The sequence below is a fragment of the Balneolales bacterium ANBcel1 genome, from assembly GCA_029688905.1.
Lineage (GTDB): Bacteria > Bacteroidota > Rhodothermia > Balneolales > Natronogracilivirgulaceae > SLLW01.
On sequence record JARULB010000001.1, the window covers coordinates 481,647 to 508,396 of the forward strand.

The 26,750-nt window shown below is 53.2% G+C and carries 13 protein-coding genes; 10 read left to right on the forward strand and 3 right to left on the reverse strand.

All coding sequences use genetic code 11. The features are described 5' to 3' along the window. The first annotated feature begins 18 nt into the window (after positions 1-18). The 9 genes from QA596_01875 (at position 19) to QA596_01915 (ending at position 17,394) form a co-directional block, all read left to right on the forward strand. Complete coding sequence (locus tag QA596_01875) at positions 19-426, forward strand: hypothetical protein (GenBank protein MDG5766196.1); 408 nt, start codon at positions 19-21, stop codon at positions 424-426. 182 nt (positions 427-608) lie between these two features. Continuing rightward, positions 609-1,676: a LacI family DNA-binding transcriptional regulator gene (locus QA596_01880; protein MDG5766197.1), complete on the forward strand. Its 1,068-nt coding sequence runs from the start codon at positions 609-611 to the stop codon at positions 1,674-1,676. 277 nt (positions 1,677-1,953) lie between these two features. Beyond that, positions 1,954-5,010 carry a glycosyl hydrolase 115 family protein gene (locus QA596_01885; protein ID MDG5766198.1) on the forward strand — a complete coding sequence of 1,019 codons (3,057 nt, stop codon included), beginning with the start codon at positions 1,954-1,956 and terminating at the stop codon, positions 5,008-5,010. Then, entirely contained in the window at positions 5,003-6,139 is a 1,137-nt protein-coding gene (locus QA596_01890) for a TRAP transporter substrate-binding protein (protein ID MDG5766199.1), read from the forward strand. Before QA596_01885 ends, QA596_01890 begins: the two co-directional genes overlap by 8 nt. Positions 6,140-6,150: 11 nt before the next feature. Beyond that, positions 6,151-6,663 carry a TRAP transporter small permease gene (locus tag QA596_01895; GenBank protein ID MDG5766200.1) on the forward strand — a complete coding sequence of 171 codons (513 nt, stop codon included), beginning with the start codon at positions 6,151-6,153 and terminating at the stop codon, positions 6,661-6,663. 163 nt (positions 6,664-6,826) lie between these two features. Beyond that, a complete protein-coding gene (locus QA596_01900; protein ID MDG5766201.1) occupies positions 6,827-8,125 on the forward strand; it encodes a TRAP transporter large permease subunit in 1,299 nt (432 codons plus the stop codon). 100 nt (positions 8,126-8,225) lie between these two features. Beyond that, the gene (locus tag QA596_01905; GenBank protein MDG5766202.1) at positions 8,226-9,788 is read left to right on the forward strand and encodes a carboxylesterase/lipase family protein; all 1,563 of its coding nucleotides are present in this window, start codon (positions 8,226-8,228) and stop codon (positions 9,786-9,788) included. A gap of 371 nt (positions 9,789-10,159) precedes the next feature. After that, a complete protein-coding gene (locus QA596_01910) occupies positions 10,160-13,645 on the forward strand; it encodes a CotH kinase family protein (protein MDG5766203.1) in 3,486 nt (1,161 codons plus the stop codon). A 332-nt stretch (positions 13,646-13,977) separates the two neighbouring features. Then, positions 13,978-17,394, forward strand: coding sequence for a CotH kinase family protein (locus QA596_01915; GenBank protein MDG5766204.1), 3,417 nt, complete (start codon positions 13,978-13,980; stop codon positions 17,392-17,394). Between the two features lie 50 nt (positions 17,395-17,444). Here the strand turns inward: QA596_01915 and QA596_01920 are convergent, their stop codons facing one another. Further along, complete coding sequence (locus QA596_01920; protein ID MDG5766205.1) at positions 17,445-18,710, reverse strand: SGNH/GDSL hydrolase family protein; 1,266 nt, start codon at positions 18,708-18,710, stop codon at positions 17,445-17,447. A gap of 772 nt (positions 18,711-19,482) precedes the next feature. Here QA596_01920 and galB point away from each other — a divergent pair. Beyond that, complete coding sequence (gene galB / locus QA596_01925) at positions 19,483-22,269, forward strand: beta-galactosidase GalB (GenBank protein ID MDG5766206.1); 2,787 nt, start codon at positions 19,483-19,485, stop codon at positions 22,267-22,269. 221 nt (positions 22,270-22,490) lie between these two features. Here galB and QA596_01930 read toward each other — a convergent pair whose 3' ends face one another. After that, positions 22,491-24,944 (reverse strand): endo-1,4-beta-xylanase, encoded by a 2,454-nt coding sequence (locus QA596_01930; GenBank protein ID MDG5766207.1) that lies wholly within the window; start codon positions 24,942-24,944, stop codon positions 22,491-22,493. 520 nt (positions 24,945-25,464) lie between these two features. Continuing rightward, the gene (locus QA596_01935) at positions 25,465-26,619 is read right to left on the reverse strand and encodes an alpha/beta hydrolase-fold protein (GenBank protein MDG5766208.1); all 1,155 of its coding nucleotides are present in this window, start codon (positions 26,617-26,619) and stop codon (positions 25,465-25,467) included. Between the last annotated feature and the right edge of the window lie 131 nt (positions 26,620-26,750).

A 26,750-nucleotide genomic window follows, 5' to 3' on the forward strand; every position in this document is an offset into this window, starting at 1 on the left:
AGGTAATGGTATCATGGCTTGGGACTATTGGTTTTGATTCAGAAAAAAACACCGCACGGCCTCCCCTCTGGTGCCGGCGACACCGGTTCACGTCCGACTACCGGCAGAAAGCCGATCATTTGGATAACAGAATATGGAAGATGCAAAAAAGCGGCGATTCTCTCCCAAAAAAAAATGCCGATCGGCGCAACCATGTACGGGGCCTGCGTTAACGTTAACATAAGGAGGGGAGAATTGGCGCAGCGGAAACGCAAAAAACCAAAGCCCCGGTTCATAATTGATCCTCTCAGTATCAGAAAGTGCCATGTAAAACAGGCTGTATTTCGGATTTATTTTATTTTTTTATTAGAAGTTATATTATTTTATTTGAAAATAGTTGCGCAGATTTTCTCTGAAGTACCTGCAGGGTATGTCGTATTTTGCTGAAGTCACATTACTCTATTTCAACCGGATCTCCTTTTCCGGACGTTGATCGATAATTACGGAACTTGCAGGATTTGCAGTGACAAAAAACATATCCAGAAAGCGCTTCCTTACTGTAAGCGACACGGGGAAACACTCAACCATGAGGGGATGAGCGCATTTTATCGGACACTAAATCAAATCAGATGAAAGTAACCCTTCGGGATATCGCGGAAGCTACAGGCTTCTCCATCTCAACAGTTTCCCGCGCTCTGCGGGGTGAGGGACGGATATCGGAAGAGCACCGTCACCAGATTCTGGCAAAAGCTCATGAAATGGGCTACGAACTTCCAACCGGCCGTCGTAACATACCGGCAAATCAGTTGCCCCATGTCGCGATTATCACTCAATTTGAAACCGGCGAGTTTTACGCCTCCTTTTTTGAAGGGTTCGCAAATGCCGCAATCCACAAGAAAGTACAGGTGAGTCTGTTCAGCGTTGCCAACGATTACAATCAGGTGGACACGCTCACCAACAATCTGCGGGCACTGGGTTATTCCGCCGCAGTCATCTTTGTGCCGGAACTCAAAGAGAAGCAGTATCGCCGGATACTTCACGCCATACCCAAGGATTTTCCGGTCATATCCTGTTCCAACATCAACAACCCTGTCCTCGACACCGTTACGTTCGATGCCTATCGAGGCGCTTCGCTTATTGCGGAACATTTCAAGCTTCAGGGCTACACCAGGCTCGGAATGATTGAAGGTCCCCAGGAAAAACCCGAAGCCCGTTTCCGTACGAACGGGTTTTCCGACATGACCAAGAACAATCCTGATGCCGAAATCGTCTGGACCTATGCCGGCGACTATACTCACGAATCGGGTATCAAGGCCTACGAGGATTTTAAAAAACAGAGAGAGCAGCCGCGCGCTGTTTTTGCCGCCAACGACGCAATGGCGTTCGGCTTCATGGAATCGGCGAGAGCCGACGGCTGGCGCTTTCCCGAGGATCTGGCCATCGCCGGTTATGACAACCTGCCGCTTTGCCGCTTCCATTACCCGCAACTGACCTCCGTCAATACCAACTATACACTGCTTGCCAAAAACACTCTGGACAACCTCCTGGCGCGACTTGGAAAAACCGTTTCCCACCAGGGTATTGTCAGCCTGGTCCCCATCAGTCTGAGTGTCCGGCTGTCCAGCATGAACAGCCAAAAGCAAGTGACACCGTCAGTACAGGATTCCCGGCCGGCAGCCGCAAGTGTTCCCGACTGAGCCACCCCTTTTCCCTCAGTTTTTTGCGCATCTGTTTCCCCCGCCTCCGGTGGCTGATTTTCTTCGGTCCTGAAAAGAGAGTGAATGCCCGGGATACTTTCAAATTTCCCTTGTTTTTTGAGAGAAGTTTGCCTTATTTCAAGGACACAATTTTTCCGGATATCGCGTGCCAAAAACCGCTTTTACGACAGGAAGTTTCCGCACCGAAATACCGTAAACCTGCGGCACTGTTCCTCTATCGGCAAACCCGCTTTTCTAAAAATTTGAATTTATTGTTATGGTTAACATTTCCAACAATTCCCCGGATAATCCTGTTTCATTTGCTCTGCCCGTACCCGGAAGAGCGATCCGTATAAGCGGCGCGATGGGCCGGATCATACCGGTGCTGATCATCCTTCTGACCCTGGGCTGCTCTACGTATAATAATGCGCAGTCACATCGTTCACATTCGGAAATTACCCCACCGGGAGAATCCATCGTAAAATTCTCACCTGAAAGCGGCTATTTCCCGTTGGCAGGCAACGGCACTCCGGTTTCGCTTCACATCAATGAATCGGACGATGCCGGAGTTATTCGGGCCATGGGTGACCTTCAGGCCGACCTGGAGCGGGTCACCGGAAACCTTCCTGAGCTGACTACCCGGACCCTTCCCCAGGCAGAACACATCCTCATCGCCGGAACCATCGGCAAGAATCCTCTCATCGACCAGCTGGTTGCCGACGGCCAGATCGACGGGGCTCAACTCGACGGGAAATGGGAGAAATTCATCATACAACGGATCGACAACCCTGTGGATGGAGTCGGATCCGCACTCGTTATCGCCGGCAGCGACCGCCGTGGCACCATCTTCGGTATTTATGAAATGTCCCGCCAGATCGGGGTCTCCCCATGGTACTGGTGGGCGGATGTCCCCGTAAAGCAACGAACCGATCTGTACGTCAATCCAGGTCCGTATACCAAAGGCGAGCCCGGAGTGCAATACCGCGGTATCTTCATCAACAATGAAAACCCGGGACTGCTGGGATGGGTCGTAACCCGCTACGGCTGGTTCACCCACGAGTTTTACGAGCACGTATTTGAGCTGATCCTCAGGATGCAGGGCAACTACCTCTGGCCGGCCATGTGGGGCAAGGCGTTCCATGACGACGACCCGATGAATCCCAAACTGGCGGATGAATACGGTGTCGTGATCGGCTATTCCCACCACGAACCGATGATGCGCTCCCACATCGAATGGAGTCGTTACGGTGAAGGTCCCTGGGACTATTCCCGGAACGAAGAGCGCCTGCGCGAATTCTGGACCGAAGGCATCGAGCGTATCCACGATTATGAAACCACGGTCACCCTCGGGATGCGCGGCGACGGCGACATGCCGCTCAGCGACGACCGCAATATTGAACTTTTGGAGCGTATCATCGCAGATCAGCGCGAGATGATTCGCGAACACGCGCAGGATACTTCCAAAATCATCGAGTACTGGGCGCTCTATAAGGAGGTACAGGAATATTACGAGATGGGCATGACCGTTCCGGATGATGTGATGATTCTTCTGGCCAATGACAACTGGGGCAACATCCGTCTGCTGCCCGATCCCGAAACCGCTCATGAGCGGGAAGGAGGATGGGGGATGTACTACCACTTCGACTATGTAGGCGGTCCACGTACCTACAAAACCCTCAACACCACCCAGATCGCCAGAATCTGGGAACAGATGGGCCTGACCTGGAACCATGGCGTCGACCGTCTGTGGCTGGTTAATGTAGGAGACATCAAACCACACGAATTCCCCATCTCCTTTTTCCTGGACTATGCCTGGAACCCTGATGAAATAACCCGGGAAGTCATGGATGCCTATCCGGTTACCTGGGCCAGCCAGCAATTTGGCCGGGAGTACGCCGAAGAGATCGGCCACATCCTCACCGAGTACACCCGCATCAACTCCCGTAGAAAACCGGAATTGCTGGATGAAAACACCTACAGCCTCCACCATTTCCGCGAAGCACAGCGGGTGATGGAAGAGTGGGAAGAGCTTCGCGAGATTACCGCAAAGGTGAAAGCCGGTCTGCCCGAAGCATACTACGACGCCTTTTATCAGCTGGTGGAATACAAGGTGGACGCGGGCTCAAGCCTCCATGAAATGTACCTGGCCACGGCCAAAAACCGTGCCTACGCCCGGCAGGTCCGCAATACTACCAATGAAATGGCCGGCCGTGTGCGGGAGCTTTTCGATCGCGCCGATGAAATCCGGGAGCAGTATCACAGTGTAGCCGACGGCAAATGGCGTCATCAGGCGGACCAGACCTACATCGGCTATACCTCATGGGCACAGCCGTATGCCGACCGCATGCCGTTCGTGCATATCATTCACACCCCTTACGATCGCGGTGTGATGGCCATATCGGCGGAAAACTCGTTGACTCCCTGGCCCGGACCGTTCTCCTATCCCGGTCCCACAGCCGCCGACATACCCAGGCTGCCGGTGTTCGACAAATACAATCAGCAGGAGTACTATTTCGAGGTATTCAACCAGGGCAGTGAGCCTTTTGAATATGATGTGGAGGTGAGTGCGCCGTGGGTGCAGCTCTCCGGTGTCACCGGCTCCATCGAAACCCAGGAAAAAGTATGGGTGAGTATCGACTGGGAGAATGTGCCATCCGGTACTCAGACGGCCACGATATCGGTCACCGGCCCGAACGCGGAGTGGGGCATGCACACGGCTGACATCGCCGTAGAGGTGTTCAATCCGGCATCCCCGTCGCGGGATGCGATTCAAGGTTTTGTGGAAAGCAACGGCTTCGTCTCCATCGAGGCCGAAAACTTCACGCGGAATATCACCAACGATGACGTGCAGTGGAAAAAGATCCCGCAGCTGGGGCGTACGAAATCGGCCATGTCACCCTGGCCCATGGTCGCCGAAGTTCAGGAACCGGGTCACCCCGATACGCCCCGCCTGGAATACGACATGCACATCTTCAACCCCGGAGAAGTGACCGTGCGCGTCTATCTGTCACCTACCAAGAACTACAGCAAAAACTTCCGTAATCTGGACGGCATCCGCTATGCGCTCTCGTTTAACGACGATGCGCCGGTGGTAGTGAACATGCACGACGAAATGCCCGAAGGCGGCGGCTTTAGCAACAACGTGTGGTATCAATGGACCAGCAACAACGCCATTATCAAGGAAACCACGCTGGAAATTTCCGAAGAGGGACTGAATACCCTGAAATTCTGGCTGGTGGATACCGGCGTGGTACTCCAGAAAATCGTTGTGGAGACCGACGACATCGGAGCGACCTACCTCGGTCCTCCGCAAAGTTATATTAACCATGACTGACCCGACATCTCTTCGCAAAGCCGCCGATACCTTTCCGGATCAGGCATCCCGCCCCGTAACAGCCGGGGAATCTGACAGGAAAACATCCGCCGGGAAGACAGGCCGACCGGGCTCCCGGCCAGCGGGATTGCTCATCGGCTTTCTTATGCTGTCCCTGACGGTTTCCGCCCTTACCTCCTGTGGTGATGGCGATCGCGAAGAGGCCGCTGACCATGATCAGCCGGTGGAAATCATCCTGGCACACGCCATGCACCTCACCCATCCGGTATCGGTGGCGATGGATCGAATGGCCGATAACGTTGAGGAGTATTCCGGCGGACAGGTAACTATGACCATCTATCCGGCAGGACAGCTCGGCGGCGAGCGCAAACTGCTGGAACTGATTCAAATCGGTGCCATCGGCATGACGAAAGTCTCCACCGCTACTCTGGAGAACATCGTTCCGGCCATGCGTGTATTCAGTATGCCCTATCTGTTCCGCGACAAGGAACACTCCTTCAACGTTTTGTTTGGACCACTGGGCGAAGAACTGCTGCTGGAAGGCGAGCGCTACCGGTTGCGGGGCGTAGGCTATTACGATGCCGGCAGCCGCAGCCTGTACACCACAAACCGGCCGGTACACACCCCCGAAGACCTTCAGGGGCAAAAAATCCGGGTCATGGAAAGCGTGATCGCCATGCAGCTTATGCGCACACTTGGCGGCTCGCCCACACCGCTCTCGTATGGCGAGCTCTATACCGCGTTTCAGGGGGGCATCGTCGATGGAGCGGAAAACAACCCTCCCAGCTTCTACACTTCACGCCACTATGAGGTGTGCAACTACTACACCCTGAATGAGCACACCACCATACCCGACATCCTTGTCATGGACAGCAGGCTTTGGGAGCGTCTGACCGATCAGCAACAGGAGTGGCTGCAGAGGGCGGTCGACGAGTCCATCGAATTTCAGATCGAACTGTGGCGGGAGTCGGAGGAGGAATCGATGCAGGCCTTCCGGGATGCCGGTGTGGAAATTATCCATCCCGACAAGGAACCTTTCCGGCAGGCGGTCCAGCCCCTGTATGACGATGTGCGCCGCCGCAATCCTGAATTGTACAACTGGGTGGAGCGAATCCGAAACGTGGAATAAACCGACGAACTATGCGGGAAAAAATCGATAAGGTAACGAGGGTGGTACTGGTTGTTCTGATGGCGCTGCTGGTGCTGGATGTGGTTTGGCAGGTATTCACCCGGTATGTGATCCAGTCACCCAGCACGTTCACTGATGAGCTTGCCCGGTTTCTGCTGATCTGGGTGAGCCTTCTCGGAGCCGCCTACTTCTCCGGACAGAACCTGCATGTGGCGATAGACATGTTCCCGAGAAGCCTGAATCCCCGGAACCGTTTCCGCCTCACCATTTTTATCAAAGTTCTGATAGCGCTTTTCGTGCTAATTGTTTTCGTTATCGGTGGAGGAATACTGGTATACACCACCTGGACCTACCTGCAGGTCACCCCGGCCCTTCAGATTCCCATGGCGCTGGTCTACCTGATCGGCCCGATCAGCGGACTGCTGATCATCTATTACAAAATAGATGATATCTACCGGTTAATTCGAAAGGGCCCCGATCACGATATCCGAACGGCAGATGCCGAACCATCTGCAACCGCATGAATCCCGTCATCCTGCCCATATCGACTCTTTTTCCGACCACCCTTGTGATCTGCTCCCAAATCTGCATCCATATCGCTTTCCTGTCCATGCAAACCCCGAAGCTGCCGAACAGAACACTCCCACGCGGCCCCGTGTCTCTGTAACGCTATTAACAGACTGACCCATGGAATTAACCGAAATTCTGATTCTTGTCTTCAGCTTTCTGATTTTACTCGCTATCGGCGTTCCGATTGGATGGACCCTCGGTATCGCGGCCCTGCTCACCCTGCTGATGAGCATGGAATCGATAACGGCGGTCACCACCCTCGCCCAGCAGTTCCTCACCAGCCTCGACAGCTTCACGCTTCTGGCAATCCCGTTTTTCATCCTGGCCGGCCAGATGATGAACAAAGGTGGCATCGCCACACGGCTCATCCGTTTTGCCAAAAACCTGGTTGGATCGCTTCCCGGCGGACTCGCTCACATAAACGTGGTGGCAGCCATGCTGTTCGGCGCCATCGCCGGATCCTCGGTTGCCGCAGCCTCCGCGATCGGAAGCATCCTGGGTCCGCGGATGGAGAAAGAGGGCTACTCCAGAGAGTTCGGCGCGGCGGTTAACGTCTCATCGGCATCCATCGGATTGGTAATCCCCCCTTCCAATGTTCTTATCGTCTATTCGCTGGCCAGCGGCGGAACCTCCATCGCCGCGCTGTTTATCGCCGGATATATTCCCGGCATCCTCACCGGCCTGATGCTGATGGGACTGGCCACTGTCTGGGCCATCCGCAAAAAATATCCCACCGGAGAAAGAACCTCCATGGGCGAGCTTGGCCGCTCGTTTGGAGCCGCCCTTCCCAGCCTGCTATTGCTGATTATCGTCATCGGCGGTATTGTTGTCGGCATCTTCACCGCCACCGAAGCGGCCGCCATCGCGGTAGTCTACACCCTGGTACTCGGCTTTATCTACCGCGAGATTACCATCACCTCCATCCCCGAAATCCTGATGGGGGCCATACGCACCACCTCTATCGTCATGCTGCTGATCGCCGCCTCTATCAGCCTCTCGTGGGTGATGTCGTTCGGCCATCTGCCCCAGTCGGTGAGCGAAGCCATGCTCTCGATCAGCGACAACAAAATCGTCATCCTCCTGATCATCAACTTGCTGCTGCTGTTTGTCGGAATGTTCATGGACATGACCCCGGCCGTGTTGATTTTCACCCCGATATTCCTGCCCGTGGTCGTAGAGCTGGGCATCGACCCGGTTCACTTCGGAATTATTATGGTGATGAACCTCAGCATCGGCATCTGTACCCCTCCGGTAGGTACCCTGCTTTTCGTGGGCATCAGCGTTGTCAACACCACGATCGAGAAAATCATCCGTCCGTTGCTGCCCATGTTTATCGCCATGATCGTGGCATTGCTGCTGGTGACATTCTGGGAGGATCTGAGCCTGTGGCTGCCGCGTCTGTTCGGACTGATGTGATCCGAAATAGCCCCTCCCGCCGCAAAAAAATTTACGATATTCTCAACGGTCAACCTTGAGACCTGCTCATCAGCATAACTATCCATACACCCATTAGCCCATGAATAAAGTTACACGATTCATCTCTGTCTGTTTGTTGTTTGGCGCCATTATTTTCAACAGCTGCTCCTCTGATACAATCCATGATACCACGCCCCTCGTTGAGACCACCTCCGGCACCATTGCCGGCTATATGGATGGAGGGGTTTTCGCCTTTAAAGGCATTCCGTATGCCAGAGCCGACAGATTCATGCCTCCGGAAGATCCCGAGCCCTGGGACGGTGTCCGAGAAAGCACCGAATTTGGCCCGACTGCCATGCAGGTTAACACCTGGTCGGATGAATCGGATATGGATGAAGACGAGCTGTTTACGGTAAATGTGTGGACACAGGGTGTGAACGACGACAAAAAAAGGCCGGTCATGTTCTGGCTGCATGGTGGCGGATTTCACGTCGGAGGCAGTGACGACCCGATCTCCGATGGCCACATGCTTGCCCTGACGGGCGACGTCGTCGTGGTTTCGGTAAATCACCGGCTCAATATTCTCGGGTTTCTTGATTTATCCGATTTTGGAGATGAATATGCCCATTCTGCTAATGTCGGCATGCTGGATGTGGTAGCCGCGCTCCAGTGGGTCAACAGAAACATTGAAAGATTTGGCGGCGACCCCGAGAATATCACCATATTCGGTGAATCGGGAGGCGGCGGAAAGGTGGCAACACTGATGTGCATGCCGGAAGCAGCGGGGCTGTTTCACAAAGCGATCATCCAGAGCGGCACGCTCGTCAACGTGATGGATAAAGAGAAATCAACGGCCATTGGCCGGGCCGTTGTGGAAAACCTCGGAATTAGCGGGGAACAGGTGAGTAGCCTGGATACCATCCCCTATAGCAGGCTTGTTGAAATCGGCAATCAGGCCCTGGAGCAAACCGTGGGTATGAGAACTCCCGGATCCAGAGAAATATTCGGGTTCGGGCCGGTTCCGGATGGGATCAATTTGCTTCAGCAGCCATTTACGCCGGGGTTTTCGGACATATCAAAGGATGTTCCATTGCTCATTGGAACAACGTTAAACGAGATGGAGCGCACCGCCTATGCCGATAAGGACCTTACCCCGGAAGAGGCGATAGCGCGATTGGAGGACCGGTACGGTGATAAAACAGACGAATATGTCGCGCTCTACGAGAAAGCCTATCCGGAATACACCCCACAGGATCTGCTATCCATCGATACCGTATTTCGACCATATACCATTATGGTGGCCGATGCCTGGTCGGAAACAAGCGAGGCGCCCGTCTATTCATACCTGCTAACGTGGAAAAGTCCCGTTGATGACGGGGCAAGGGGCTCGTTTCACGGCCTTGATATCCCGCTGGTGTTTAATAACATTGAATTGGGAAAGCATTGGACCGGCGACGAAGACGATGCCCGTCAGGTTGCGGATGTGATGAGCGCGTCCTGGATTCAATTTGCACGAACCGGCGATCCCAATGTTCCGAATCGGCTGCCCGACTGGAAACCCTATTCGCAGGAAAATGGCGAGACCATGATTTTTGACACGGAACCCGAAGTTGTCAATAACCACGACCGGGCATTGATGAACCTGATTTATCCGATACCGTAACGACACCCCGCAGGGCAACGTCGGTATCCGGCACAGATCCAGCTGTTTCGCGGGATCTGTGAAACTGTCCAAAAGTCCTGCCGGCCTAAATAAGAAACTGCAGGCCAAATAAATAAACATTTCAATGTTGCATCTATTGCGCTACTTGCGTAATTAAACGTCATAGAAACACTTAAATTCTTTGATGCAACTGTAACCAATTGTGGTTAAGTTATTTACAGGACAGAATCGATTGAGAATTGAGTCCGGTCTTGCGGCATCGGGTTTGTCTCATGATTGATCATGATCACTGAACCATCCGGTTGATTGAGCTTACCGATTGAATCTGCCCGGGGGAATCAATTTCCGTCTTCATAAAAAACTTCAACTCCATGAGATATTGTTATCGCAGCACACTTCACAAAAGCGTCACCTCAGCAGTCCTTTTTCCGGCGATTATATTCATACTGTTATTAATCGTCACACCGGTATCGGGTCAACAGCTTTATCTGAATGAAATCATGGCCTCCAACGGCGCAACGATTGCCGATGAGGACGGCGACAACGAAGACTGGGTCGAGATTTATTATGCCGGCGAGGAGCCGCTGAACCTCGAAGGCTTCGGGCTGTCCGACGACTACGACCGTCCCTTCCGCTGGGAATTCCCCGACATCACCATTCAGCCCGGCGAATTTCTGCTGGTATGGGCCTCGAACAAGGACCGCCGCGACCCCGACGGCGAACTGCACACCAATTTCGCGATCTCTTCTGCCGGCGAGGAGGTTATCCTCACCGCCCCCGACGGTCAGCGGCTGGATGAACTTCCGCCGACCGAAATCCCGACCGACATCAGTATCGGACGGTATCCCGACGGCATCGGTGACTGGTATTTCTATGCCCATCCGACTCCCGGCGAACCCAACGGCGACGACGGCTATCAGGAGATGCTCGAGCCGGTTTCGTATTCACACCAGGGCGGCTTTTATACCGGCGATTTCCAGCTCGAACTATCGCACCCCGATCCGGACGTCACCATCATCTACACACTGGACGGCTCCGAGCCCGATCCGAACAACCTGGACGGAACGACCTGGCTACATATGGATCGATATCGTACCTGGGGGCAGCAGTTGCTTGAACATACTTATGCTTCCCGCCAGTATAATCCATCGGCACCCATCGAAATCCGGAACCGTACAAGCGATCCGAATCACGTAACACACATGCAAACCCGCTTCGAGGACTCCCCGAACCCCGATTATTTCCCCAATAACCCCATATTCAAAGGAACGGTGGTTCGCGCAAAAGCGGTAAGAGACGGAGCCGTTTCAGATGGTGTTCAAACGCATTCCTACTTTGTGACACCCGACGGGCGGAACCGGTTTTCACTGCCGGTCATTTCTTTTGCTATTCAGGAAGATCACTTGTTCGATTATGAAACCGGTATTTACGTACCAGGCAAGTTATATGACGAGTATGGAAATAATGAAACCACGGGTCATGCTACGGCTAATTATACGCAACGCGGCATTGAGTGGGAACGTCCCGCGTCCATGGAACTGTTTGAGCCGGACTCCGACCGCGCCGGTCTTCAGCAGGATATGGGGGTGCGTCTTCACGGTGGATGGAGCCGCTCCTTTTCTTTGAAGTCGTTCCGTCTGTACGCCCGTAATCAATACGGAGACAACCGGTTCTACTACCGGATGTTTCCGGATCAGCCCTATGAGGAGTTTAACCGTCTGATGCTCCGGAGTTCAGGTAACGATTTTGAGCAGACCATGTTTCGGGATGCGATGATGCAGCGCGTGGTCGGCCACATGAACTTCGACACCCAGGCCTACCGGCCGTTCATCACCCTGATTAATGGGGAGTACTGGGGCATGCTGAACCTTCGGGAGCGGTATGACAAACACTACCTGGCCAGAGTTCACGGTGTGGATCCGGAAAACATCGACTTGCTGGAGCATGACGAGCAGGATCACGTGGTTGCCAAAGAGGGCTCTGCCGATCATTATCTTGCGATGATGAATTATATCGCCGACAATGATATCACACTTCAGGAGCATTATGACGAAGTGAATACCCGCATGGATATCGAAAATTATATCGACTATCAGGTAGCCCAGATTTTTGTCGGTAACGCCGACTGGCCGAACACCAATCTGGATATGTGGCGGCTTCGCACTGATGAGTATGCTCCGGACGCTCCTGCCCAGCACGACGGCCGCTGGCGATGGCTGGTTTATGACCTGGACTTCGGATTCTGGCTTTATAGCGAGGATCCGGATTATAATACGCTCCAACACGCCCTCTTTCTCATTGAGCATGCGCACGGGAACTCGGAATGGTCGACCGAACTGTTCCGGTCGTTGCTGGAGAATGAGCAGTTCCGAAACGATTTCATCAACCGGTTTCTGGATCAGTTGAACACCGCATTCAGAAGTTCCAGAGTTATCGAAATTATTAATGAAATGGCCGGTCATATCGAGCCTGATATCGCCGAACACATTCAGCGCTGGAACAGGCCGACAGGCGGTTGGGGCAGTTCCGGTTTTGACAACTGGCATAATATCATCAACAATGAACTCATTCCTTTCGCACTACAACGCCCCGGGAATGTCCGGAATCATTTGAGAGAACATTTCAATATTGATGGACAACTGAATCTGACTGTAGACATTTCTGATGAAGCTGCCGGACACATCCGAGTGAATACTATCGATATCACTCCGGAAACGGCCGGCGTCAACAACAATCCATATCCCTGGACCGGCTCTTATTTCCGGGGTGTTCCGGTAACCGTGAAGGCCAAACCGGCTCCCGGCTTCGCATTTGTCCGGTGGGAAGGCGTTCCTGATAGCCTGCAGTATGACCCGAACGTTGAACTGACACTCAGAACCAGTACCAGGGTTACCGCTGTTTTCGAGGAAGATATAGACTCCGACGCATTCCCGGAGGCCTTCCGCCTCCAGTCCGGTAGTGAGACTATCTCTTTTAGCCATTGGGCTCATGACGCTACCCCCGGTAGTTTTCCCAACCATATGGGCTTTGTCTATATGGACACCCGCGATCCCGGCCTCGAGGCCGATATTTCCGGATTTACCAGTGGCAGTTACTCACTCGAGAGCCGGACCCGTATTAACGGCTTTGGCGATGACGGCTTCGCTTTCATCAACACGGGTAACGAAGACGGCAACCCCGGTTATCCCGGTACCCGGCTCGGCGGAGCCATATTAGCCCTGGATACCCGCAACGCGCAAAACATGCAAATCAGCTGGGAAGGCATGACAGTCACACCGAATTCCAGAGTGTATCATCTCAGACTCCAGTTCCGATTCGGTGACCAGGGCCCGTTCACCGATCTGCTTGACAGCGAGGGGAATCCGGTCGAATACCGGCGCAATGAAGAAGCCGGACATACCGAGTGGATCGGACCGATAACCCTTCCCGAACAACTGGAGAACAGAGGCTATGTGCAGCTGCTTTGGCGCTACTACTTCACCGGCCAGCGGCTGGATGACGACAGCGGCGCGCGTGACCAGCTGTCGGTACGCAATATCGTGGTGGAAGCGGGGAATGTTGTCAGCACAGGTGAAGAGCCCCCGGACCTGCCCGCTTCATACGCCCTTGGACAAAACTACCCCAATCCGTTCAACCCGTCGACGTCAATCCGGTTCGACCTTCCGGAAAGCGGTGAAGTCAGACTGGAGGTGTACGACCTGACCGGCCGTCGCATCACTACCCTTGTGGAAGGAATCCGGCAGGCCGGTACCCACCATGTTCACTGGGATGCCACCGGCCACGCCTCCGGTATATATCTCTACCGTCTCGAAGCGGGTAACCATACCGAAACGCGCAAAATGACGTTGATTAAATAGATGATTTTGATATACTGATGTACATTACATGATGTGCATCACAAACGCGCTGCTTTCGTTGCGCCTGCCGGCTGATATTGCCGGTTGCTGTTTCGAGGCCGGGTGAATTGCTACATTTTCCGGCATGATCCTTGTGCGGTGTTCATACTCATAACACAAAATCGGACTTTCGGGTGGTGCCTATGGTTGCGGGCACAGACGAAACGCGTCGATAACAACCTTGCCATTTATCGGTCTTCGAGGCTGCGTCTTTTTCGCCTGTACTTCGAATCCGTCAATTACCGATCCGATCGCAAACATTCGGGGATATCCGACCTAACCAGACTTTCTGTATGGCTTTTTCTTCTCATTACCGCTTTCTCGCTCTGTTGACATTTCTCCTCATTCTCGCGGTGGCCGCACCGGTATCGGGTCAGCAGCTTTATCTGAATGAAATCATGGCCTCCAACGGCGCGACGATTGCCGATGAGGACGGCGACAATGAAGACTGGGTCGAAATTTATTATGCCGGCGAGGAGCCGCTGAACCTGGAAGGCTTCGGGCTGTCCGACGACTACGACCGCCCCTTCCGCTGGGAATTCCCCGACATCACCATCCAGCCCGGTGAATTTCTGCTGGTCTGGGCCTCGAACAAGGACCGTCGCGACCCCGCCGGCGAACTGCACACCAATTTCGCGATCTCTTCTGCAGGCGAAGAGGTGATCCTCACCGCTCCGGACGGCGAGCGGCTCGACGAGCTTCCGCCCACCGAGATCCCGACCGACATCAGTATCGGACGCTATCCCGACGGGATCGGCGACTGGTACTTCTACACCAACCCGACTCCCGGCGAACCCAACGGCGACGACGGCTACCAGGAGATGCTCGAGCCGGTTTCGTTTTCACACCAGGGCGGCTTTTATACCGGCGATTTCCAGCTAGAACTGTCGCACCCCGACCCGGACGTCACCATCATCTACACCCTGGATGGCTCCGAGCCCGATCCGAACAACCTGGACGGAACGACATACCAGCATATGGACCGGTATCGAACCTGGGAGCAGCAGTTGTTGGAAAAGACCTTCACTTCTCATGTGTACAATCCGTCACAACCGCTCACCATACGGGACCGCACTGACGAACCGAACTATTTCAGCCGTATGCAGACAGCGTTTGAGCAAACACCAACCCCTTATTACTTCCCGAATCATCCAATTTTTAAAGGAACGGTAGTCCGTGTCAAAGCATTAAAAGATGGCTCAATATCTGATGGCATCCAGACACAATCCTATTTTGTAACCGGGGAGGGACGTGATCGCTATACCCTTCCGGTTATCTCCTTCGCTATCCAGGAAGACCATCTGTTTAGCTATGACAACGGAATTTATGTTCCGGGCATGATATACGATCAGGACGGTGACCCAAGTACCGCCGGAAATGCTCCTGCCAACTACACCCAGCGTGGTATCGAATGGGAGCGGCCAGCTTCCATGGAGCTGTTTGAACCGGAATCCGCACATCCGAATTTTTCACAAAATATCGGAGTACGTATTCATGGTGGCTGGAGTCGAGCACATCCGCAGAAATCACTCCGGCTCTATGCCCGAAACCAGTACGGAGATAACCGGTTTTATTATCGGATGTTTCCGGACCAGCCTTATGGGGAGTTCAACCGGTTGATGTTACGGGCCTCCGGGAACGACTGGACCGAGACCATGTTGCGCGATGCCGCAATGCAGGCCATGATAGGCCACATGAAGTTCGACACCCAGGCTTATCGGCCGTTTATCACCTTCATTAACGGCGAATACTGGGGGCTGATCAACATGCGGGAGCGGTACGACAAGCATTATTTGGCTCGTGTACACGGCGTAGATCCGGAGAACATCGATTTACTTACATACAATGCCACTGTAAAAGAGGGAAGCAATGATCATTACCTGGCGATGATGGATTACATCGATGATAATGATATCCGTGACAGCGCACACTACGCCGAGATACAAACCCGCATGGATATCGAAAACTACATCGATTACCAGATCGGTCAGATCTTTGTCGGCAATACCGACTGGCCGGGCAACAACATCGACTTCTGGCGCTACCGAACTGACCAATATGAGCCGGATGCCCCGCCACAGCACGACGGACGCTGGCGCTGGCTTGCTTATGATCTTGATTTTGGGCTCTGGCTGTACGGACGCGGCCCGGATTACGATGTATTAAGGCATGCACTTGGTGAGAAAGATCATCCACATGGAAACCCATCGTGGTCCACAGTACTATTCAGCAGCCTCATAGAAAACGAGCAATTCCGGCAGGATTTCATCACCAGATATCTGGATCAACTGAACACGGCATTTCAAACTGACCGAACACGGCGCATCATCAACGAAATGGCTGCGCAAATAGAGCCGGAATTCAATGAACACAGAAACCGGTGGAGCCGTGGCAACTTTGGAATTATCAACAGTCAACTTATTCCCTATGTTGAACAAAGACCTGAATACGCCCGTCAGCATCTGCGCGATCGCTTCAATATCGCCGGTGAGCATAACCTGACCGTCGATCTCTCCGACAAGGCCGCCGGCTACGTTCGCGTGAACACCGTCGACATCCACGCCGAAACACCCGGTGTGAGCGCAGATCCGTGGCCCTGGACCGGTGTCTATTTCCAGGATATACCGGTGACGCTGAAAGCGCAGGCCCTTCCAGGTTTTGAATTTTCCCACTGGGAAGGTGTCGATGAAGCGGTTGCCGATGACAAGGAACTTGTGCTCCAGCTTAACAGTGACGCGTCCGTGACCGCCGTATTTAAGGAGGGGTCATTTGTTGACGCGCTTCCCGAACCATTTCGCATAACCAGCAACAATCGCATTGTTACGTTTGAATCGTGGCCCATGGATGCCGAAGCGGGCACCTTCCCCGATCACATGCGCTTCGTCTATATGGATGCAACCGATCCCGGGCTGGACGCCGATATAGCCGGATTCACCAGCGGCACGTACAACCTGGACAGCCGCACCCGTATTAACGGGCTTGGCGATGACGGCTTCGCATTCATCAACACGAGCAACGAAGACGGCAACCCCGGCTACCCCGGAACCCGGCTGGGCGGGGCCATATTAGCCCTGGATACCCGTAACGCGCAAGACATGCAAGTCAGCTGGGAAGGCATGACGGTCACGCCCAATTCAAGGACCTACCACTTGAGGCTCCAGTACCGGATCGGTGACCAGGGCCCGTTCACCGATGTGCTTGACGAAAACGGCGATCCGGTGGAGTATCTGCGCAGTGAAGAGGAAGGGCACCGCCAGTGGATCGGACCCGTGACACTGCCCGAATCCCTGAACAACCGGGGGTACGTGCAGCTCATGTGGCGCTATTACCACACCGGCGAACAACGCGATCATGACAGCGGCGCACGCGACCAGCTGGCAGTTCGAAATATCGTAATCGAGGGGCTGGATGTCGTGGATGCCGGACAGGACGCCCCGGACCGTCCCGACTCCTATCGCCTCCGGCAAAATTATCCCAACCCCTTCAACCCGTCAACGTCAATCCGTTATGACCTGCCGGAAAGCGGTGAGGTTCGTCTGGAAATTTTCGACCTGGTCGGCCGTCGGATTACCACACTGGTAGAATCACATCAGCAGGCCGGATCCCATCAGGTTCACTGGGATGCCAGCGGCCTCTCCTCCGGTGTGTACCTGTACCGCCTGGAAGCGGGAAACTATGTTGAAACACGCAAAATGACGTTGATCAAATAATAATAAAAACAGACCGGGCAACTACACTGCCAATTTTTCAGACCGATTGATTATTTGACGTTTTTGTTCAGAAATAGTGCGGTATCAATCGCTTCAGCTATCATCCGGTATCCGGTTTCATTGGGATGCAGATGGTCGCCGGTATCGGCTTTGGGGAGCAGTCGTGACGGGTTTTCAGGATCGCGCAACACCATGTCCAGATCAATGACCGCGTCATAAGCACCACTGCTGCGAATCCATTCATTTATCTGCCGGCGTACCGCCTCACGTTCCGGGGTGTCGTAAAATGATTCACCGAAAGGGGTAATGGTCGCGCCGTAAACCCGGATGCCATGCTCATGAGCCCGTTCGATCATGGTTTCGTACCCGTCAATGAGTGCGTCGGCAACCTCTTCGGCTTGCTGCGCATCCTGAATGCCGCCAATATCATTGACGCCGATGAATACGATCAGCCAGCGGATGCCCGGCTGTTCAAGCACGTCGCGGTCAAATCGCGTAAGGGCTGCCTGCCCGAGACAATGCCTCAACAGGCAATTTCCGCCGATACCCTGGTTTAAGACCGAGATATGCCGCGTTGCTTCATTGGCCTGCAGACGTCGTGCCAGCTCGTCAGGCCACCGGTTCTGCCGATCCGTGCCGGAGCCGCGGCCATCGGTAATCGAATTGCCAAGTGTGGCGACCGCGGCGAAGTGACCCGGGGCCATCACGTCGATGGCATCGATCAGGTACCAGCGTTCGGCTGAAGCGGCATCGGAAAGCTCGGCATCAGAAACGGCATTTCCAGTTGCGATATACGAGGTTGTTCGGGAGCCGGGATGGCCGGTGACTTCCGCCGAAACACTGTCCACATAGATGGAAATCGAAACATTGGTCAGTGCCTCCAGGGAAAAATCAAATGGATCAGACCGAACCGCTTCACCTGCGGGAATGACAACATCTCTTTGCCCTTCGAAATAAACGGGAGTGTCGGTACTGCTGTCTATGGCGCTTCCCCCATCGTGCAGTGCCATATTAACCGCATGCAGTGAAAGTGGTTCGGTCCCGAATTCGTTGGAAATCCGCAGACGTAAACGCTCTCCGCCAATGGTGGCATGAACCACCTGCCGAAGCGTATTGCCGCTGAGCCCGGGCTCGGGCGGCATATTGTGAGGCTCGACCAGTTGAATGGCCGTACTCCAGGTACCCACCCAGGCCGAATCGGCCGCAACGACATCGCTTCTTGAATCATCCGCCTGACCGGTCCGGGTTCCATCCCCCGAACAACCCCATACTGCTATAAGTGTGACAAATGCCCATAACAAAAATCTTCCGTTCATCTTATTCTCCGTTTCTGATTACTTCCTGAAAAAGCCATCTGCCGCTCTGATTAGAATTACCCTCGCTCCACCCGTGCACCTGAAAAAAACGCGCACAAAACGACAGCCAATATTTGCATACAGTATAGGCAAGTTGGAAATAATTAACTCAAAGAAAGCATGGCCTGTCACTTCGGGATGTTAACGTTAACCGCACGGGAGCACTTGAGGCGTTATTATTCTGATAAATCGGCTACTGTGTTCTGAAAAACCCCTTTTTTCAAGCAATTAGAGATTGTTTTTAACGGTTTATTATGATAAACTCCAGTCGCACATGAGTATGCAGAACAACTCCGGATTCGCACCATCCATTCAGTCGATAACAGGCCCGAATCCGGGCGATCAAACTTTGACCCTGTCGTTCACAAATATTCCAGCTGTTGCGGTTCCGGATGTTGGCAGCAAGGTGGGCAGAAGGGGCACGCTACCAAAAGTTTCAAGCCAGAGTATTATGAAATGAACATGACCGGGCCGGCATCAGGACACACAGGCGCATGATTAAAACCGGTCATGGAATTCTATCTGGCATTCTAAATCAAAAAAATTAAAAAACAGATGAACCGAAGGTCGCGAAGCGCTATGATCATGACCGGGCGGGCATCAGGACTAACAGGCGCATGATTAAAACCGGTCATGGAATTCTATCTGACATTAAAACCGAAGATCACGAAGCGCCCAGTGAAACGCGTAAGCGAATCGAAGATCACGAAGTGAAATCAAAAAATTTAAACAGATGAAAAAAACACGACAAAACAATTCTCCTGCGGCCGGCATGCCCTCCATGTCTGCCGTATCGCTTCTCTCCTGCCTGTTGCTGCTCACGTTTTGCAGCGGTGCCGGGGAGAGGGCTGCCACCGATGCGGAACAGAATATTCGGGAACGCATATCCATCAACGACGGCTGGCGCTTTATGAAGTACGAATCCGCCGATCAGGCAGATGACCTTATTTATGACGTGCGTCCGACCGACGACGACTATGTGGATGATGTCCCTGCCGACACCGAGCCAATGGAGCCTTTGCGTATCGAAACGGACAAGGATGTACTCAGAGACTGGATTTTGCCTTCCGGCAACAGGTTTATTAGCGATCCCGCCAAACGCCATGAACGGCCGGAGGGGAATCCCGGCAGTGATTTCGCATTTGTGCAGGGGGGTTTTGACGACAGTGCATGGGAAGCTGTCACGTTACCGCACGACTGGGCGATCGCCGGACCGTTTATGACCGGGCCGGATGCGGAGGTTACCGGAGGGATGGGCCGCCTGCCCAGTCCTGGTGTAGCCTGGTATCGCCGAACCCTGGACATCCCGGCCGAGGATGAAGGGAGAAAAATATTTTTGGATGTCGACGGCGCCATGTCGTATGCCATGGTATGGCTGAACGGCAACCTCGTCGGTGGATGGCCCTTCGGTTACGCATCCTGGCGGCTGGATTTGACCCCTTACGTTAATCCTGGTGGAGAAAATCAGCTGGCCATCCGCCTGGACAATCCTGCGGTTTCCTCCCGCTGGTATCCCGGTGGCGGTATTTATCGTAATGTTTGGCTTGTAAAAACCGAGCCGGTTCATGTTGCCCAATGGGGTACATTTGTGACGACGCCTGAGGTTTCGGAAAACTCGGCAACCATAAATCTCGAAGTTACGATTGACAATGGTTCAGAATCCACGGCTTTGGTAACCGCTGAAACAGAAATTTTTGAACTGGACAGGGAGGGCAACCGCACCGGACGCGCAGTCGCCGCTTTTGATCCCGTTGAAACAACAATTGCCGGGAGCGAAAGCAGTACCATATCCGGCTCACTCGTGCTTGATAATCCGCGTCTCTGGGGGCCCCCTCCAACACAAGAGCCAAATCTCTACGTAGCGGTTACAACCCTGACCCGGGACGGCAATCCCGTTGATCAATATGAAACCCGTTTTGGTATCCGTACCATAGAATTTGACAGTGACCGGGGTATCGTGGTGAATAGTGAACATATTTTCATCAAAGGTGTCAATCAGCACCATGACCTTGGCGCACTCGGCGGCGCTTTCCACACCCGCGCAGCCGAACGCCAACTGGAAATTCTTCGTGGAATCGGGGTCAACTCCGTCCGCATGGCACACAACCCTCCGGCACCCGAGTTGCTGGAACTCACCGACCGGATGGGCTTTCTGGTTGTGAATGAGAGTTTTGATGTCTGGGAGCGAAGAAAAACGCCTCATGATTTCCACCTGATCTTCCCCGACTGGTACGAGCAGGATATGCGCGCTTTGGTCCGTCGTGACAAAAACAGCCCCTCGGTTTACTTGTGGAGTACAGGTAACGAAGTGGGTGAACAATACACCGAAGACGCGGGCGCCGATATCGCACGCATGCTGAAGGCCATTGTCAATGACGAAGATCCGACCCGTCCGGTGACCGCCTCCATGAACTTTGCCAAACCGCCGATGGAGTTTCCGGATGTGAGTGATGTCATGATGCTCAACTATCAGGGCGAAGGAATCCGGTATGCGCCTGAATACCAGCACCTGACCGGAATCAGAACCGAACCGCTATACCCCTCCTTCCGGGAGACCTATCCCGACAGGGTGATCCTCAGCAGTGAAAACGCGGCTACGGTCAGCAAACGGGGTGTTTACATGTTCCCGGTGACCGACGCGATCAGTGCTCCTGCTGAAGACGGCCAGGGCGCCGATTCAGAAACAGGAAACGTCAGTGCCTATGAACTGTATACTACTCAATTCGGTTCGTCCCCGGATCGTGTATTCGCCGCAAAAGACCGGCATCCTTATGTCGGTGGCGGATATGTCTGGAGCGGGTTCGACTATTTGGGTGAGCCCACGCCTTTCTACGACAACCGCAGCTCCTATTTCGGCATCATTGACCTGGCCGGCTTCAGAAAAGACCGCGCGTATCTCTACAAGGCACGCTGGATGCCGGATGAGCCCATGGCACACATTCTTCCTCACTGGAACTGGCCGGACCGTTTGGGTGAAGTCACACCGGTTCATGTCTTTACTTCCGGTGATGAGGCCGAACTGTTTTTGAACGGTGAATCGCTTGGCCGCAAGCAGAAAGGCGAATTTGAATACCGTCTGCGCTGGGATGACGTGATCTATGAGCCTGGCGAGCTTCGCGTAGTCGCCTACAAGGACGGTGAAGAGTGGGCGGAAGCGTCGGTTCAGACCACCGGTGAGGCGGCCAGGCTGGAGGCATCGGCCGACCGGGCTGTCATTTCTGCCGACGGTTACGATCTTTCTTTCATCACCATTACACTGCATGACGAGGAGGGCAGATTCGTACGTAATGCCGATAATCAGATCAGCTTCAGTATCGATGGTGCTGGTGAAATCGTGGCCACCGACAACGGAGATCCCACCGATATGAACCCGTTCCCCTCGCATGAACGCCGTGCCCTGAGTGGCAAGGCTCTGGTGATTGTACGCGGACTGGATGGGGAGCCTGGAGAAATGACCATTACGGCAGAATCAGAGGGACTGGAAACCGCATCTGTCACGGTTCGCAGCTCTCTGGACTGATTCAGGTGAAAGCCCCCCTCTTATGATTTGAATGATATCGATCATGTAACCACTCAACATTTCTATCTCATACGGGCAGACCGGCATGAGATGACGGATTTGATCCGCTTACTGCCATGGAAAGGGAAAGCTGCATAATAAAAAAAGCCTGCCCCTGATATCAGAGACAGGCTTTTTTACATTGTCAGGTAACACTCAACTGACAAACAAATCCGGTCGGATTATTTCACCAGCATCATTCTCCGTACATCGCTGAACGATCCGGCCTGCAGGCGGTACAGGTAGACGCCGCTGGCCAGGTTGCTGCCGTCGAAGGTCACCGAATACTGCCCCGGAGCCTGCGCCGTGTTGTTTACCAGTGTCTGTACGAGACGGCCGGTAATATCGTAGACCTGCAGCGAGACATCCGCCTGCTCGGCAACTTCATACCGGATCTGCGTGGTCGGGTTGAACGGGTTGGGATAGTTTTGAGAGAGTTCGAATCTCACCGGAGTCGCATCGTCTCTCACATCGGTGGGGGCAGGCGGCACCCAGTTCTGCACATATTCGATCAGCCATTTCAGTGCCGGACGTTCCTCGCCGTTGGGATAAATCAGCTCGGCATCATCCATCCATATCCCGGGTCTCCATCCCCAGAAAGTGATGCCCTCCACGGCAGGATGCTCCCAGAACACCGGGAAAATGCGTTGCATGTTTTCAAGCTGAAGCTGGTCTGAAGCCTCCTGCGACAAGCTCGAGTTCCCCTGGATGTCCATTTCGGTGGCCTGAATGGGCAATCCGGTTTCGGCCAAATAGTCCAGAACGGAACGTATCTGATTTTGCGAGCCCGGGGTCGAGAAGGCATGGGCCTGAACGCCGATTACATCAATCAAGTCCCGTTCCATGAGGTCTTCGATGATTCGACGGTAGTTCCGGGCGTTCTGGGTGCCCCAGGTGTTGCTGCTCACGATGTTGTAGTCATTGATCATGAGCTTGCTGTTGGGGAATCGCTCACGGGCCATTTCAAAGGCGGTGATGATCCAGTCGTGACCGGTTTCACCGGTTCCGCCAAGAGCTTCAATATAGTTGGCATCGCCGCTTATACCGTCAGGCAGCTGGTGGTTGTTGGAACCTTCGTTCACCACCTCCACATACTCCATGTCCGGGTAGCGCACGGCCAGGGTGTCGTACCACTGGGTGATGGCTTCAAGCTGTTCTTCCGTGCTCAGGTCATTGATCCAGCCAGGCTGCTGTCCGCCCCAGGTAAGCACGTGAAATCGGTACGGGAATCCGTTATCCCTGGCGAGTTGGTAGCTGGCATCCAGATTGGTCCAGTTGTAGGTCCCTCGCGTACCTTCCACACTTCCCCATTTACCGGCGTTTTCGGCGGTTACCTGGTTCCAGTAATTGGCAAAATTGGCAATTTGGGGTGGTGACCAGATGTTGCCAATCCACTTGTCCTGCCCATCGGCAATGGGCGGACCGGGATGGATTTCGAAAGGATCATCCGGAAATTCGGAATAACCGGGGGTTACGTTATTCAAATTGGAAACCGTAAAGAACAGGTCGGAACGTCCGAACGCGAATTTGTGCAGGTGGGTTTCGTCTTCACGCGCACCGATCCAGAATGATACGGTAGTCGAGTCTTCAAACACATGGTAGGTAACCGACTCTTCATGGTAATTACCTTGTGAGATATTTATCCATCTCCAATCTCCAGATGCCGAACTTTCCCCGGTAACAACTTCATGCGGTTGAGAAGCTCCGACACCAACAAGTCCGTTGGCAACAATCCAACCATCTATACTTGCCGGATCCGGTTCGGTGAAAAGCGAATCCGGATAAAAGAAGCTGTCGGAGTCAAACTCAGCAACATCTGTCCTGACCCTTGCAAACAGATCGTATTCTCCTGCATAGGGGAAAAACACATCAAACTTGAGCAGGCGATCCTCGCTTCCTGGGATGTCAAGATTGTCGGTCACGGGATAGACATAGGTGATGGAATCTCCGTTATCTACCTCCTCGACGACTTCGAAGTCGGCACCTATCTCGGCATCGGCTACTTCCAGGACGATCGGTTTCCTGCGCGCAGGCGCTTCCTCGGTCTGCACGATTTGCAGGTTGTCGACATAAATGGTCTTGTCAACATTTTCCGGGAAGGAAAAATGAACGGGGACCCTGATGGGAAAACGCTGTTCGGCACTCTCAGGAACCGAAAAATCAAAGGTGTATTCCTGCCATTCATCGGTAGGCAATTGAAATCCTCCTCGCAGCGCGTTGAACTCGCCGTGATCTAAGTGCCAGACGGAGAATACCGCGATCGCACCGGGCTCTTCCGCTCGTGCCCACATGGAGAAGGTGTATGAGGCACCCGCTTCCACATACAGATCATAGCCGCTGACCTGAATATCCCAGGCATTATCTCCCAGTTCGTGCACGGTGAGCTTGACCGCACGTTCTCCGTGCTGTACCGGGTCGTCTACAATTTCAAACGTTGCGTCTCCACCATTTGCCAGATACAGCTCCCAAAACGGCAAATGATAATCTGCGGTATCAACGACTCCAAGCTCGGAGTCTTCAAAGCTGCCATTTTCATTGACGATTATTAAACCATTATCCGCATCGTTGTCATTATTGGCATTTGCAGTGCCAACGAGGAAAAGAAGCAGAATCAGAGACCAGGCAAGATGCCCCATCTTATTGCAAGCAGTAGTTTTATTTTCCATATCCTTGTATCAATTAGAGAATGACCAATCAATTGTGTATCAGGCTTTAAGCACTGATCGGCAGAAAAACAGCCTCTGCCGATTACATGCACAAACCGGAGGTGCTTGTTTCAAATCATCCGTCTTCCAACTTCAGAGTGGCAGTCGGGCACCCGGAATTACCCGCCACAGTTTCCGATCCGGGAGTGAACATTACGCTATACACACTTATGCTGAACTTTTCCAAAGCAGAGAAGGACTTATTATAAGTGTATCAAATACGTTTCTAAAATCCAATAAAAATCGCTTCCATAAATCGGCATATAGCTCCCGCAACACCGTAGTTGACAGGCTAACAATTACTTAATCAGAAAAAGAAAAAAATGTCTTTTTTTGGTTAAACGTCATACAAAACGATTGACATAGGCAGATATCATCCTGTCGCTGGAGCGGATTTTCCCGGAGCGCGTCATAAAAGAAGAGGAGGCGGTCGGCTCCGGGTCGGGGTCACTTACTCTTGAGTTACATTGCTCCAAAGATTTGGCAGAAACCGATAGTACAAAAGATGCCGCCAGGTTGACCAGTCATGACCTCCGTGTCCACCGACATAGTACTCGTGAGTAATTTCATGGGCATTCAAGGCTTCGTGCAGTGCCGCAACCCTGTGATTAAAAAAACTGTGGACTTCCTTTGTCCCCTGGCCCACAAACAGATAGTTTACTTTGTCATTAACCCCGGGATCTGTCAGAAAATGTTTCAAAGTGGTTTCCGCATGAACGTCACCGGCACTGAGTATGCCGAAACTGGCAAACAGATCCAGGGAGCGAAAACCGATGACCATGCTATGCCGTCCGCCCATGGATAATCCTGAAAGAGCCCGGCCTTCCGGGCTTCGAATTGTGCGGTACTCCTGGTCAACAAACGGGATCACATGGCTCCTGAGCTCTTTTTCAAACAAGTCAAAGGTCAGTTCGGCGTGTCGAGGGTGATTTCTGTGGATGATCTGGTTATTGGGGATCGCGATAATCATGGGCCTGGCATTATCTTCAGCCAGCAGGTTGTCCATGATAAAATTGACACGCCCGTCATAGACCCAGTTTGATGGCAATTCACCACTTCCACCCACAAGGTAAAGCACCGGATACGATTTGGTTTCATCATAACCCGGCGGGGTGTACACATACAACTCACGATGACCGTTGGTTACTTCAGAGTGATAGACATGGCGGGTTACACGTCCATGCGGAACATTTTTGGCATCATAGTAAGACGGGCCGTCTCCGTGCACTACCAACTGGCTGTATGGTGGCATTGCTGTAAACGCGGCACGGGTGTTGCCTGGGTCGGCCATCTGAATTCCGTCTACTACGATGTGATAGGCGTACATGTCGGGTTTAAGCGGACCAATGGTCAACTCCCAGATACCATCCTCTTTTTTCTGAAAGGGAATGGGCTCCTCCCCCAGCTCATTGGATGTGTGGATGGCACCTGCAGGCAGCTTCACACTGCGTGCCTCTGGAGCGTAGATCCTGAATGTTACCGTCTGATCATCATGGACCTCAGGCGAGTTTACCGGAGCGCTGAACGGGGTCAGTCCCTCCTTGTCCCTGTGCGGATCAAATTCCAGGTTAACATTGGCTTGCTGTGCCGTTAACATCGCCGGCATCAATAATAACAGTACTGTAAATATGGCTGTTTTCCATGTTTTTGCTGAATGAAGTATCGGGTTCAATATGTTTCCTCCGTTCATAATCAGTTGAGCTCAGATAAGTATGTTTTCATGATTCGCCAATCTGC

What these genes read in the sequence shown, in the direction of transcription:
- QA596_01880 (MDG5766197.1), top strand. Translation starts at nt 609, where the DNA reads ATGAAAGTAACCCTTCGGGATATCGCGGAAGCTACAGGCTTCTCCATC.
- QA596_01885 (MDG5766198.1), top strand. Translation starts at nt 1,954, where the DNA reads ATGGTTAACATTTCCAACAATTCCCCGGATAATCCTGTTTCATTTGCT.
- QA596_01890 (MDG5766199.1), top strand. Translation starts at nt 5,003, where the DNA reads ATGACTGACCCGACATCTCTTCGCAAAGCCGCCGATACCTTTCCGGAT.
- QA596_01895 (MDG5766200.1), top strand. Translation starts at nt 6,151, where the DNA reads ATGCGGGAAAAAATCGATAAGGTAACGAGGGTGGTACTGGTTGTTCTG.
- QA596_01900 (MDG5766201.1), top strand. Translation starts at nt 6,827, where the DNA reads ATGGAATTAACCGAAATTCTGATTCTTGTCTTCAGCTTTCTGATTTTA.
- QA596_01905 (MDG5766202.1), top strand. Translation starts at nt 8,226, where the DNA reads ATGAATAAAGTTACACGATTCATCTCTGTCTGTTTGTTGTTTGGCGCC.
- QA596_01910 (MDG5766203.1), top strand. Translation starts at nt 10,160, where the DNA reads ATGAGATATTGTTATCGCAGCACACTTCACAAAAGCGTCACCTCAGCA.
- QA596_01915 (MDG5766204.1), top strand. Translation starts at nt 13,978, where the DNA reads ATGGCTTTTTCTTCTCATTACCGCTTTCTCGCTCTGTTGACATTTCTC.
- QA596_01920 (MDG5766205.1), bottom strand. Translation starts at nt 18,710, where the DNA reads ATGAACGGAAGATTTTTGTTATGGGCATTTGTCACACTTATAGCAGTA.
- galB (MDG5766206.1), top strand. Translation starts at nt 19,483, where the DNA reads ATGAAAAAAACACGACAAAACAATTCTCCTGCGGCCGGCATGCCCTCC.
- QA596_01930 (MDG5766207.1), bottom strand. Translation starts at nt 24,944, where the DNA reads ATGGGGCATCTTGCCTGGTCTCTGATTCTGCTTCTTTTCCTCGTTGGC.
- QA596_01935 (MDG5766208.1), bottom strand. Translation starts at nt 26,619, where the DNA reads ATGCCGGCGATGTTAACGGCACAGCAAGCCAATGTTAACCTGGAATTT.